Origin of the sequence: Ruania suaedae, assembly GCF_021049265.1 — a bacterium.
Taxonomy (GTDB): domain Bacteria; phylum Actinomycetota; class Actinomycetes; order Actinomycetales; family Beutenbergiaceae; genus Ruania; species Ruania suaedae.
Genome location: NZ_CP088018.1, coordinates 862,309 through 875,100, shown reverse-complemented (window position 1 = coordinate 875,100; position 12,792 = coordinate 862,309). Strand labels below are relative to the sequence as shown.

Below are 12,792 nucleotides of genomic sequence, written 5' to 3'. Positions count from 1 at the left end.
CCTCGCCGGATCACTGGGCGAGCAGTCCCGCCCGCTCGGCCACCACGGCCACCTCGACGCGGTTGCGGGCTCCCAACTTCGCCTGCACGGCACTGAGGTGGGTCTTCACGGTCGCCTCCGAGACGTACAACTGACCGGCGACTGTCGCATTCGACAGCCCGCGCCCGACCCGCCGTGCCACCTCGAGCTCACGCTCGGAGAGCGTGGCCACCAGCTCCCGGGCCCGCACCCGCTCGGCGTCGCCGGGCTGGTTGCGGAACCGTTCGAGCAGCTGGCGAGTGCTGCGCGGGGACAGCACCGCATCACCGGCCACCACGTCCCGCACCGCCTTGACGATCACATCCGGGCCGTCGGACTTGAGCAGGTAGCCGGCCGCCCCGGCGTCGATGCAGCGCATGACCGCGTCGCTGACGTCCCAGGTGGTCAGGGCGACGACGTGTGGTGGGTTCGGCAGTGCCCGCACCTGCGCGGTGGCCTCGATCCCGTTCATCCGTGCCATGCCCAGGTCCATCAGGATCACGTCCGGGTGGTGCGCCTGCACGGCTGGGACGACCTCGTCGCCGTCCGCAGCCTCGGCGACGACCTCGATGTCCCCGGCGCTGCGCAGCAGCAGCCGCAGTCCCGAGCGCGCCAGGGGGTCGTCATCGACGAGGAGCACGCGGTGCGGTCTGGTCATACCCGCGATCGTAGAGGGGGCGGGCGACACAGCCTGGAACCGGGTGCGTCATCGGCAGGCCATGGCCGTGTCCGGGAGGTCAGCGCCACGGCAGCGTGACGGTGACCCGGAAGGTACGGTCGTGGTCATCGAGGCCGTAGGCGATGCGCCCGCCGAGCAGCTCGGCCCGCTCGGCCACGCCCTGCAGTCCGCTGCGCGAGCCTGACGAGGCACTGCTGCCGAGGTAGGGGTTCCTGGCATCGATACAGATCCCCTCGGCCGGTCCGCCGGTGACGCTGAGCCGGACCGGCGCGCCCGGGGCGTGCTTGCGCGCGTTGGTCAACATCTCCTGCACGATGCGGTAGACCGCACGTGCCAGCGCCGGATCCGCCGACTCGGCCTGCTCCAGATAGACCGTCGAGCTCACCGGCTCACCGGTGGCGACCTCGTCGTCGAGGACCGCGCGCAGGTCGGCCAGCGAGAGCTCTGGTGCGGCGTCGTCCGGGTGCTGCCGCAGCACCGAGAGCAGCGAGCGCAGATCGTCCATCGCCTTGCCGGCTCCCTCGCGCACCAGCTCGGCGCTCTCCCGCAGCTCCGTGCCCGCGGGGGTGTTCGCCTGCAGGGCTCCTGCGTGCAGCGACAGCAACGACAGCCGGTGACCGAGTGAGTCGTGCACCTCCCGGGCGATGCGTTCGCGCTCGATCTGCCGGGCCAGGGCCTCCCCGAGCCGGTCCTGCTCACGGCCGGCGGCCCGGGCGACGGTCTCGGCCGACCTGCTGCTGCGCCTGGCTCGCATCAGCAACCCGGTACCGACCGACAGGCCCATGAGCACGAGAGCCAGGATCGTCGGCAGCCGCCACCCCAGCTCCACCGAGGCCTCCGAGGACGTCCCCGGTGGCAAGGCGAAGAACTGCAGCAGCGAGGCCGCCGCCGAGGGGGCGAGCACATCACGCACCATGGCGAGCGCGGTCGTCACGGCGACGCCGGCGGCGGCCCACCACACGGCCGGGCCGCGCCGTCGGACGATGAGGCATGCCAGGGCCACCAGGGCGGTCGAGGGGCCCAACGGCAGCACCACCCCGGCAGCGACCGCCACCCAGGTGATCACCAGCGGCGCGCGATGGCGCCACAGCAGCGCCAGCGGAACGGCGACCATCCCCAGCAGCAACGGGAGCAACAGGACCGCCCCGGGCCCCTCGGTGTTCTGACCCACCTCCGAGAAGACACCACTGGAGACGGTGAAGAACATGCAGGCGGGCACCAGCAGCACGGTGCGCCACCACGGCGGGCGGCGGGGAGCGGTGTCGGCTGCGGTCATACAGAGCACCGTAGGGCCAGGCACCGACGGGCAGTACCGCCCGAACGGGTCGCGCTCCCTCCCCCGATCGGGTGGGCAGGTCCAGCCGATCGGGGGAAGTCACGAGGGTGGCCGTGGCGGTGTGCTGGGGGCATTCCCGATCCGAGGAGGCACCATGTCCCAGCAGCCCGGCCCCGATGGCCAGTACCCGAACCAGCCGTACGTCCCGCAGGGCCCCGGCGCCTACCAGAGCCCGGCCGGCGGATACCCGCCCCAGCCGAGCGGGTATCCAGCCCAGCCCGGCGGGTACCCCCCGCAGCCGCCGGCGGCGCCGGTGAAGAAGAAGAGCTGGTTCGCCCGGCACAAGATCCTCACCGTGCTCGGTGCCATCGTGCTGGTGGTGATCCTGGCCAACGTCCTCGGTGGCGGCGGATCCGAAGATCCGGAGGCAGGCGGCGGTAGCGCGGACCAGGCCGAGGAGGGTGCAGCAGGAGAGGGGGCCCCGGCGGATGAGGAGGCTCCGGCGGAGACGAGCGAGCCGGAGCCGGAGCCGGATGCGCCAGGGCTCGGCGACGCCGCCCGCGACGGGCAGTTCGAGTTCGTGGTCAGCGAGATCGAGACCGGCGTCGAGGGCATCGGCAACGAGTTCCTCAGCACCGAGCCGCAGGGCCAGTTCGTGCTGGTCCACATGAGCGTGACCAACATCGGTGACGACCCGCAGTTCCTATTCGACAGCGAGCAGTCCTTGTTCGACACCGAGGGCCGCGAACACTCCGCCGATACCGAAGCAGGGATCTACCTGGAGGACAACGAGACATTCATCAGCGAGATCAACCCCGGCAACACGCTCGAGGGCGCGCTCGTCTTCGACATCCCGGCCGATGCCACCCCCGCCGCGCTCGAGCTGCACGACTCCGCCTTCTCCGGCGGCGTCACTGTCACCGTGCAGTAGCCGGCAGCCGGCAACTCCGACTCATGATAGGTACTCCGATGTCCCTTCCGCGGCCCGAGCCCATCGACGACCCCGACGGCGAATCCGGTGACGGACTCAGCGACAAGCCCGGATCCATCCAGCAGCCGACGGCCTGGCTGCGCCGGCATCGCCTCACGCTCGGTCTCAGCGCCTGCCTGGTCGCAGCGCTCGCCTACGGCATCAGCGTCGCCTATGCCAACAGCCTCTGGGTCGAGCACTCGGCCGGCCTCGAGTCCGAGATCGAGTCGTTGTCCGCGGACCTGGCGGACCGGACCGATGAACGCGACACGGCCGCCGATCGCGCGGACACCGCCGAGTCCCAGGTGGCCCGAGCCCAGCGGCGCGCTGAGGACGTCGAGTCTGCCGCCGAGGACCGGCTGGCCGGGCTGGACGAGCGCGAGATCGAGCTCGACGAACGGGCGAGCGCGCTCGACGAGCGGGAGGAGGAGCTGGCGGGGGCCGAGCGGCGCCAGGCCGAGACCCGCATCACCAACGGCACCTGGACCGTCGGGGTGGATATCGCACCGGGGACCTACCGCACGACCGACGCGGTGAGTGGCACCTGCTACTGGGGGATCTTCCGCTCCGGGACCAACAAGGACGACATCATCCAGAACGACATCGTCTCCGGTGGTCGCCCGACCGTCACGCTGCGCGAGGGGCAGGACTTCGAGTCCTCGCGGTGCGGGACCTGGGATCAGCAGTAGGGGCGAACACAACCGACGGCCCTCAGCTACTCCGCGCCACAGTGGCACGGATGCGCTGAGGGCCGTCTGTTGCGTTCAGTCCTCGACCAGCACCCGCACGTCCCACGCCCCCAGCTCGAGCGTGGCCCCCCCGGCGAGCCGCTCCTCACCCAGCACGTCCGTCACCGCCGCCGGCAACGTGACCGCCGCCGGCTCCCACGACCAGTTGTGCAGCACCCGCAGACGGCGACCCTCGCTGTTCGTCGCCGAGGTCATCGTGACCGAGCCACCGGTGAGCCCCCGCCAGGCATCACCCTCCCCCGGTGCCACCCACCGCATCAGCGCGACCGCGAGCGCCGGGTCGGGCACGGTCCCCACCATCGTCACGCGCCCCGCCCCGGCGACCGCAGTGGTCACCGCCGGGTAGGCACCGAGCGCCCGGTGGTCGTACTCGGCCAGCACCTCAGCGGATCCGGACACGCGCAGGTAGTCGGCCCACGCCGTCGCGGTGGCGCCCTCAGGAACCTCCAGCCCGCTCCCCCGCACGCCCACCGGCGCGGACAGGTTGGCGAACTCCTGGTAGTCGACCCCGGCCACCTCGGCCAGCCGGCCGGGCTTCACCTCGAGCCGGGCCCGAGCCTCGGCGTCGGCGTATCCGGTGCGCGGCCCGAGCACAAGGTGGCCACCGGCCTCGGCATAGGCGCGCAGCCAGTCGAGCATCTCGTCCGAGGCGACGTACAGCGCCGGCACGAGCAGCACCGGCAGCTCACTCGCCACCTCGCCCGGCTCGCGCGCGGCCACCTGGCTGTCGTGCACGATCCGCACGGGCGCCCCCGCCTCGAACGCCCCCCGGTAGAAGGCGTGCACGATCTTCTCGTAGGAACCCGGATCACCGGATCCGTCCGCTCGCGCGAGCGAGGGCTGCCCCATCAGGCCACGCTTGGACTCGTTCGACCACAGCAGGGCTACCTCGGCGTCGGGCACCACCCCGCGTAGGTGCGGCTCGGCCGCCTTGATCTCCGCCCCCAGCTCGGCCAGCTGGGCGTACACCCGGCCCGGCTGCTCATCGTGCGGGAGCACCCCGATCCAATACGTCTCGGTGCCGTAGTGCAGCGTGTGCCAGTGCCAGTACTCGATCATCCGCGCGCCCCGGGCGATCATCGCCCACGCCACCTGCCGCCACTGCCCGTCGAAGGCAGGCACGTTCGTGGCGGGCCCCCCGATGGCTCCAGCATTGGTCTCCGTCACCAGGAACGGCGCCTGCTTGGAGGAGTACATCCGGTCGGCGGAGTGGAAGATCGTCCAGGTGCCCGTGGTGGTCCAGCTCTGCGTGACGTTCTCGGCCGAGGGCAGCGCGAGGCCGTCCTGCATCGTGTAGTACGGATTTCCGGCCGTCACGTCCAGCGCCGCCGTCAGCTCCGGATCGTCCACGCCCGGGCGGGCGTAGGCGATACACGTCGTCACGAACGTCCCGGCCGGGGCGATCTCACGCACGATGCCGGCCTGCCAGGCGATGAAGTCGGTCACCAGCTGCGTCTGGAAGCGGCGCCACGCCAGGTCGTACTGCGGCTGGGCGTTGCCGTCGGGCCGCCACAGGTCCGCCCAGGTGCTGAGCCGGTGGGACCAGTACACCAGCCCCCACTCACGATTGAGGGTCTTCACGTCCCCGTACTCACGGCGGAGGTGATCGACGAACGCCTGGAAGACGTTCTCGTTGTGCAGCAGCTGCAGGCCCGGCTCGTTGTCCACCTGGAACCCGATCACGGCGGGGTGCTCGGCATAGCGCCCGACGACGGCCCGGATCACCCGTTCGCTGTAGAACTTGTACGCGGCGTGGGTGAGATCCATCTCCTGGCGCGCACCCCAGTGGTTGCGCTGCCCCGTGCGCCTCTCGCCGGCGATCTCCGGGTACGTCCGGGCCAGCCACGGCGGCACCGCGTAGGTGGGGGTGCCGAGGATGACGTCGATGCCCCGGGCGTGAGCACCGTCGAGCACCGGCTGGAGCCAGTCCAGCTCGAAGCGGCCGTCCTCCGGCTCCCAGGTGGACCAGGTGGACTCCCCCACCCGGATCACGCTGAAGCCGGCCTCGGCCATCAGGTCCAGGTCTCGCTCCAGGTCCCGGCCCGTGTGGGAGGAGTGGTACTCGTAGTAGTAGGCGGCACCGAAGCGCACGCGGTCGTGGACGTCGGCGGTCTGGTCGGGCACGGGTTCTCCTCGGTCGGGGTCTCAGGGTGAGTCGGGTGGTGGCGCTGTGCTGTCCCGCACGATCAGCTCCGGGGTGACGGTCACTTGCGCGTCGCTGCTGCGGGCAGCGGTGGCGCTCTCCCGCGCGAACAGGTCGACGGCGAGGGCCGCGAGCTCGGCGAACTCCTGGCGCACCGTCGTCAGCGGTACGGGCAGATAGGCGGCGTCGGGGATGTCGTCGAAGCCGACCACCGAGACGTCCTCGGGCACCCGGCGCCCGGCCTCGGTCAGTGCACGCGTGAGGCCGATCGCCATCTGGTCGTTGGCGGCGAAGATCGCCGTGGCGTCCGTGGCCGCGAGCTCGCGGCCACGCTCATAGCCCGAGCGGGAGGTCCAGTCCCCGGCGACCGGCGCGGGCACGTCGGCGCCCGCGCCCTCGAGCGCCTCGGCCCAGCCCTGCGCCCGGCCCTGAGCGGAGTGCCAGCTCATAGGCCCGGACAGATGGTGCACGGTCGCGTGCCCCAGCCCGAGGAGGTGCTCGACCGCTAGTCGCGCTCCCGTCTGCTGGTCGGTGACCACCGCGGGGATGCGTGCCCCCGGCGGGGGCGGATCGCCGACGGCGATCGTCACCAGTCCCTGCAGGTCCGCCGCTGTCACGGCGTCGGCCAGCACGGAGCGGCCGACGAGCACCCCGTCCACACCGCCGTCGACCAGTCGCTGGATGGCCCGGGAGAAGGCGTCCCGGTCCCCGCCGGGCGCTGCGGCGATCATCACGGCATACCCCGCCTTCCAGGCGGCGTGCTCGAGATTGACCAGCTGGGCCGAGGGCCCGTACAGCGCCGAGCCATCGGTGACGATCCCCAGCGTGCGATGGCGCCCGCTGGCCAGGGCGCGCGCTGCGGTATTCGGGCGGAAACCGAGCTCGGCGATTGCCGCGTGAACTCGATCACGGACGGCGGGGCTCACGTTCGCCTCTCCCCGCACCACCCGCGAGACCGTCTTCTGCGAGACACCGGCGAGACGGGCGACGTCGGTCATGACCGGGCGGGCCGGGCCGGGGGCGTCCTCGCCCCCGGCTGACTGCGCAGTCACCTTCATGACTACGCAGTCAACCGGGTTCCCCTCATTTGGTCAACCCTGATCTCTTTCATCGCGCACTCCCTACAGCAGCACCTCACCACCCTGCTCGGCCGAGGCATAGCAGGCGTCGATCACATGCGTGCGCAGCAGGCCGACCTGGCCACGCTCGGTCGAGGCTCCGCTGCGGACCTGGGTGACGAAGTCGGCCACATTGGCCTCGTGCCCGGCGTCGGCGAGCATGTCCGGCGTCAGGTTCGCCGGGATGCCGTCCACATCGGTGGTCACGAAGATCTTCGGCGCATCCGGCCCCTCGACCTCGATCACCGCCCCACCCTCGGTGCCGTAGACCTCGAGGTAGAGGCGGTCGTGGTCGACGAACTGCGCCCAGCTCGCCTCCAGCATGAGCGTGGCGTCGTCGTTCAGACGCAGCATCGCCGCGCCCAGGTCCTCCACCTCGTAGACGGGGCTGTCCCCGGCCGTGCGGGCGCCGGCGCCGTAGCTGCCCCCGCCCAGGCCTCGCGGACCGAACTCGGCATAGGTCGAGGCCGAGACGGTGCGCACCCCCGGCTCGCCCAGCACGTGCAGCGCCAGGTCCAGGGCGTGGATCCCGATGTCCATCATCGGGCCGCCGCCGGCGGACTCCTTCTGGGTGAACCAGGTGCCCAGCCCCGGGATGCCCTTGCGACGCACCCAGCCGGCCTTGGCGTAGTAGACCCGCCCGAGCACGCCGTCGGCCACGAGCCGGCGCAGCGTGCGCACCGGCGCCCGGTTGCGCTTGTTGAACGTGATCTCCAGGACCCGCTCGGCCGCCGTCGCCGCCTCGGCCATCCGCTCCGCATCGGCGGCGGTGGGGGCCATCGGCTTCTCGCACAGCACGTGCACGCCGGCGCCGAGGGCGGCAATCGCCATCGGGGCGTGCAGCGCGGTGGGGGTGGCGATGCTCAGGACGTCGAGGTCGGCCTCGCCGAGCATCGCCTCAAGGGTGGTGAAACGGCCCGGGACGTCGTAGCGGTCTCCGAGCTCGGCCAGCAGGTGCTCCTCCATCCCGGCCAGCGCCACCAGCTCGACGTCGGCGAGGTCGTGATAGCCCGCGATGTGCTGCTGCCCGGCCCAGCCGAGGCCGACCACGCCGGCGCGCAACGGGCTCCTCGCGCTCATCGCAGCCCTTCCTTCCCCGCCTGCATCCCGGGCGCAATCCGCGCGAAGTCCTCGGCGGTGAATCGCGGCTCGGGCTGGTTCACCACGTCCGGCGCCGTGAACGTGGCCTCGGGAGCCGGCGCGGCCCACAGCACTCCGTTGGCGATCACGCGCTGGATGTCGGGGTGGTGATACACGGGATAGGCCTGGTCACCGGGTGAGAAGTAGAAGACCTTGCCCTTGCCGCGCCGCCAGGTGCAGCCGGACCGGAACACCTCACCGCCGGTGAAGGAGGAGATGAAGACCAGCTCGTCGGGGTCGGGGATGTCGAACAGCTCGCCGTACATCTCCTGCCCCTCGATCCGGATGGGGTGCGGGACGCCGTCGGCGATCGGATGGTCCGCCTTGACGGTCCACACCAGCTCGGTGTCGTTGCTGTCGCGCCACTGCAGTGAGCAGGTGGTCCCCATCAGCGACTTGAAGATCTTCGAGAAGTGGGCCGAGTGCAGCACGAGCAGGCCCATCCCGCCCAGCACCCGCTGGTGCACCTTGGCCACGATCGCGTCATCGACCTGGTCGTGGCCCATGTGGCCCCACCAGGTGAGCACGTCGGTGCTCGCCAGCACCTCCTCGGTCAGGCCGTGCTCGGGCTGGTCGAGCGTGGCGGTGCGGACCACCACCCGCTCCCCCAGCAGCGACGAGATCGCCTCCGCGATCGTGGTGTGCATGCCGCCCGGGTACATCTCGGCCATGTGCTCATCGTGGAACTCGTGCAGGTTCTCGCCCCAGACCGTGACGTTCAGGGGGCGCTGGTCAGTTGATTCGCGCATCGAATCATCGTGGCACGGTTCGGCCCGCCTGTGTACTCGCCGATCCGGACCCATCTGCTCACCGCGCCCGCAAGGCCGCCTCGTACAGGTCCCGCTTACCGACCCCGACGGCGGAGGCCACCGCGGCCGCGGCGTCCTTCAGCCGTTCCCCGCTCGCCACCCGCTCCAGGACGGCGGCCACGTAGTCCTCGGGCCGGCTCACCTCGGGCTCGGCTCCCGCCACCACGACAGTGAGCTCGCCACGCATGTCACCCCCGGCCCACTGCGCCAGCTCGGCGAGCGTGCCGCGGCGGACCTCCTCATAGGTCTTGGTGAGTTCCCGGCACGCCGCGGCCTGACGCGCGTGCCCGAGGACCTCAGCCATCGCCGTCAGGGTGGCCTCGATCCGGTGCGGGGACTCGAAGAAGACCATCGTGCGCTGCTCGGTGGCCAGGGCGGTGAGCGCGCGTTCCCGGTCGCCGGCCTTGCGGGGGACGAACCCCTCGAAGCAGAACCGGTCGCTGGGCAGGCCGGAGAGCGCGATCGCGGTGAGCACCGCGCTCGGGCCGGGGGCCGCCGTCACCGGCACGCCCGCGGCAGCGGCGGCGCTGACCACCCGGTACCCGGGGTCGGACACGGCCGGCATCCCGGCGTCGGTCACCACGAGCACGATCTGCCCGTCCTGCGCGGCGCGGACCAGGTCGTCGCCACGGCCGGCTTCGTTGTGCTCGTGATAGCTGACCACGCGGCCGCCGATCGCCACCTCGAGCCGGCCCGCGAGCGCCCGCAGTCGCCGGGTGTCCTCGGCGGCGATGAGATCCGCCTGCGCGAGGAGGGTCCGCAACCGCGGGGAGGCGTCCTCGGGGTCACCGATCGGGGTCGCGGCGAGGACGATCGTTCCGGGGCGGATCTCGGTCGGCACGCCTGCCAGTGTGCCGCATCCACGACGGCCTCAGACAGAATCGGTCAGGTTCTAGACTCGCCAGGTGAGCCAGACCGCTGACCCGGGCAAGCCCGTGGCACCCGTCGAGCTCGACCGGACCCTGCAGCCGGATGCCGCGCCCGCAGCCCGTCGTCGCTGGTGGCATCCCCGCGAGGTGGCAGTCGCCGGCCGCACCGCCGGCGAGATCGAGCAGACTCTCACCGACCGGCTCCTGTCCCCCGTGGCCGGCTCCCGGGCGTGGGGATGGATCGGGGCGCTGCTGGTCACCGTCGTCGCCGGGGTCCTGCGCATGGCGCACCTGGACCGCCCCGCCCGGCTCGTCTTCGACGAGACCTACTACGTCAAACAGGCCTACTCCCTGCTCACCCTCGGATACGAGGGCGACTGGAACGAGGAACCGGACGAGCGCTTCGCCGCCGGTGACTTCTCCGACCTACAGACCGAGGCGGACTACGTCGTCCACCCCAGCGTGGGCAAGTGGATGATCGCGATCGGGATGCGCATGCTCGGGGCGGAGACCCCCTGGGGCTGGCGCATCAGTGCGGCCGTGATCGGCACGCTCTCGGTGCTGCTGCTGGCCCGCATCGGCCGGCGACTGTTCTCCTCCTCGCTGCTGGGGTGCACGGCGGCCCTGCTGCTGGCCGTCGACGGTGTCCACATCACCATGTCGCGTGTATCGATCCTCGACGTCTTCCTGCAGTTCTGGATCCTGGCCGCCTTCGGGGCGGTGCTGCTCGACCGGGAGCAGTTCCGGCGACGTCTCGCCGCACGGGCCGCCGCCGGCCTCGCGGCACACGGCCGCTACCGGGATCCGTGGGGTCCGCGCACCGGCATGCGCTGGTGGCTGCTGGTGGCAGCCCTCTGCCTGGGCCTGGCGTGCGGGGTGAAGTGGTCGGGTATCTACGCCGTCGCCGTGGTGGGGATCGCGGTGGTGGCCTGGTCCATCACGGCCCGTCGCGCCGTCGGGGTGCCGTTGTGGTTCGGCGGTGGCGCGCTGCGCGACGGCGTCCCGGCGTTCTTCACCCTGGTGCCCACCGCCGCCGCGGTCTACGCGATGACATGGTTGCCGTGGTGGCTCAACCCGGCGTCCTACCAGCGGCAGTGGGCCGCCGAGGTCAACGCCGTGGCCGAGGTCCCGCAACGCACCTGGATGCCGGACTGGCTCAACTCCTGGTGGGAGTACCACCTGCGGATGTGGGACTTCCACAACGGCCTGACCTCCGAGCACACCTACATGTCCCACCCCGCCGGCTGGCTCATCCAGCTGCGGCCGACCTCCTTCGCCTGGCGCGACGTCGAGGACACCACCTCGATGGACCTGTGCGGCGCCGAGCGCTGCGTGGGCGCGATCACCTCGGTGGGCAATCCGGTGCTCTGGTGGGGGGCGGCGCTGGCGCTGCTGCTGGTGCTGTGGGCGGCGCTGCGGCGCGGGGACTGGCGCGCCTGGGCGATCCTCGCCGGCTACGCCGCCACCTACCTGCCCTGGTTCGCCTACTCCCACCGCACGATCTTCACCTTCTACACCGTGGCCCTGGCCCCGTTCGTGGCCCTGGCCCTGACGTTCGCGATCGGCGCCCTGCTCGGTCCCCGCGAGCTGAGTCTGCGTGACCGCCGGCCGGGGATCTGGACCGCCGCGGCGATCGTGATCCTCACGGTGCTGGTGGGGGCGTTCTACTGGCCGATCTGGTCCAACCAGTGGGTGCCGTACTGGTTCTGGCGCCTGCACATCCTCCTCGGCGATCACTGGGTCTGATGCGACGTCTCCACACCACCGTCGGCGGCAGCGGGATCCTGCTCGTGGCCATCCTGCTCGCCGCGCTGAACCTGCGCACCCCGCTGACGGCGCTGCCCCCGGTGGTCACGCAGGTCTCCGACGAGCTGCAGCTCAGCGCCGCGGCGGCGGGGCTGCTCACCGGGATCCCGGTGCTCTGCTTCGCGCTGACCACCCCGGCCGCCGCGGCGCTGCTGGGCCGGATCTCGCTGCGTTCGGGGGTGCTGCTGGCCCTGGTGCTCATCCTCGCCGGCACGGGCCTGCGCTCGGCGGACCTGGGCGGTGCCGCGGCCGCGTTCGCCGGGACCGTGCTGATCGGCCTCGGGATCACGACGGCGAATGTGGCGGTCCCGGCCATCACCCAGCGGTCCTTCCGCAGTCGCGTCAGCACCGTCACCGGCATCTACACGGCCACGATCAACGCCGGCACCATGGTCTCCACCGCCCTGACGGCGTCCCTCGCCCTCTCGCTCGGGTGGCGGTGGGCGCTGCTCGCCTGGGGGCTGCTGGCGATCGTCGCGATCGGCTGGTGGTGGCGGGCGGTCCCGCCGGAGGGTGGAGGCCCCGACGCGTTGCCCCGATCTGTCGCCTCGTCCGCCGGCCAGGCGACAGAACGCGGCAACGCGAGCCCGCCCGCACCGGGAGACACAGCGGGCGCCGTCGGGAATCGGAGCGTGCTGAGGGAGAAGTACACCTGGGCGCTGTGCCTGATGTTCGGGATGCAGGCCTCGAGCTACTACGGGATGACGGCGTGGCTGCCGCTGATCCTGTCCGAGCTGGCAGGGGTGGCGAGCGGCTCCTCCGGTGCCGCGGCCTCGCTGTTCCAGGGATTCGCTGTGCTGGGGAGCCTGGGGGCCTCGGTGGGGATCCGCTATGCCGGGCTGCGTCCGAGCTTCGTGGCCATCGCGGTGGCGTGGCTGTGCCTGCCCCTGTCGCTGCTGCTGGCGCCCGGCGCGTGGATGGTGGGAGTCAGCCTGGCCGGTGCCGCGCAGGGCGCGAACTTCGTGATGGTCTTCACCCTGATCGCCCGGCGGTTCACGCAGGTGAGCCGGGCCCGCAAGGCTTCGGCCACGGTGCAGTCGATGGGGTACTCGATGGCGGCGGTGGCGCCCACCCTGGTGGGCGCGGTCCACACGGCATCCGGATCGTGGGCGGTGCCTGTCGCCATCGTGCTCGGTGCCCTGGTGGTGATGAGCGTGGTCGGGATCCTGCTCACCGGGGTGCCGGACCGGCACGGCGGCGCTGCTGAGCAGTGAG

11 protein-coding genes are annotated in these 12,792 nt (G+C 71.7%); 4 read left to right on the top strand and 7 right to left on the bottom strand.

Going from position 1 to position 12,792, the window contains the following annotated elements:
* Window positions 1-10 precede the first annotated feature (10 nt).
* Together LQF12_RS03940 and LQF12_RS03935 are read right to left on the bottom strand one after the other, a co-directional pair.
* Window positions 11-676 carry a response regulator gene (locus LQF12_RS03940; RefSeq protein ID WP_231054699.1) on the bottom strand — a complete coding sequence of 222 codons (666 nt, stop codon included), beginning with the start codon at window positions 674-676 and terminating at the stop codon, window positions 11-13.
* A gap of 79 nt (window positions 677-755) precedes the next feature.
* Window positions 756-1,973 carry a sensor histidine kinase gene (locus LQF12_RS03935; protein WP_231054698.1) on the bottom strand — a complete coding sequence of 406 codons (1,218 nt, stop codon included), beginning with the start codon at window positions 1,971-1,973 and terminating at the stop codon, window positions 756-758.
* Between the two features lie 154 nt (window positions 1,974-2,127).
* Between LQF12_RS03935 and LQF12_RS03930 the strand changes: the two genes are divergently transcribed.
* On the top strand, window positions 2,128-2,904 hold the full coding sequence (locus LQF12_RS03930) for a DUF4352 domain-containing protein (protein WP_231054697.1): 777 nt from the start codon (window positions 2,128-2,130) through the stop codon (window positions 2,902-2,904).
* Window positions 2,905-2,942: 38 nt separating this feature from the next.
* Window positions 2,943-3,632, top strand: a complete 690-nt coding sequence (locus LQF12_RS03925; RefSeq protein WP_231054696.1) for an Rv1352/Rv1906c domain-containing protein — start codon at window positions 2,943-2,945, stop codon at window positions 3,630-3,632.
* A 75-nt stretch (window positions 3,633-3,707) separates the two neighbouring features.
* Here LQF12_RS03925 and LQF12_RS03920 read toward each other — a convergent pair whose 3' ends face one another.
* The 5 genes from LQF12_RS03920 to rsmI all read right to left on the bottom strand — a co-directional run bounded on the left by LQF12_RS03920 (window position 3,708) and on the right by rsmI (window position 9,743).
* On the bottom strand, window positions 3,708-5,816 hold the full coding sequence (locus LQF12_RS03920; protein WP_231054695.1) for a beta-galactosidase: 2,109 nt from the start codon (window positions 5,814-5,816) through the stop codon (window positions 3,708-3,710).
* A gap of 21 nt (window positions 5,817-5,837) precedes the next feature.
* On the bottom strand, window positions 5,838-6,893 hold the full coding sequence (locus tag LQF12_RS03915) for a LacI family DNA-binding transcriptional regulator (protein ID WP_231054694.1): 1,056 nt from the start codon (window positions 6,891-6,893) through the stop codon (window positions 5,838-5,840).
* 63 nt (window positions 6,894-6,956) lie between these two features.
* Window positions 6,957-8,033, bottom strand: a complete 1,077-nt coding sequence (locus LQF12_RS03910; RefSeq protein WP_231054693.1) for a Gfo/Idh/MocA family protein — start codon at window positions 8,031-8,033, stop codon at window positions 6,957-6,959.
* Window positions 8,030-8,842 (bottom strand): ThuA domain-containing protein, encoded by an 813-nt coding sequence (locus tag LQF12_RS03905; protein ID WP_231054692.1) that lies wholly within the window; start codon window positions 8,840-8,842, stop codon window positions 8,030-8,032. The genes LQF12_RS03910 and LQF12_RS03905 overlap by 4 nt, the downstream gene beginning before the upstream one ends.
* A gap of 58 nt (window positions 8,843-8,900) precedes the next feature.
* A complete protein-coding gene (rsmI, locus tag LQF12_RS03900; RefSeq protein ID WP_231054691.1) occupies window positions 8,901-9,743 on the bottom strand; it encodes a 16S rRNA (cytidine(1402)-2'-O)-methyltransferase in 843 nt (280 codons plus the stop codon).
* Between the two features lie 64 nt (window positions 9,744-9,807).
* Between rsmI and LQF12_RS03895 the strand changes: the two genes are divergently transcribed.
* Complete coding sequence (locus tag LQF12_RS03895) at window positions 9,808-11,517, top strand: dolichyl-phosphate-mannose--protein mannosyltransferase (protein ID WP_231054690.1); 1,710 nt, start codon at window positions 9,808-9,810, stop codon at window positions 11,515-11,517.
* Complete coding sequence (locus LQF12_RS03890; protein WP_231054689.1) at window positions 11,517-12,791, top strand: MFS transporter; 1,275 nt, start codon at window positions 11,517-11,519, stop codon at window positions 12,789-12,791. Before LQF12_RS03895 ends, LQF12_RS03890 begins: the two co-directional genes overlap by 1 nt.
* Window position 12,792: the final 1 nt, after the last annotated feature.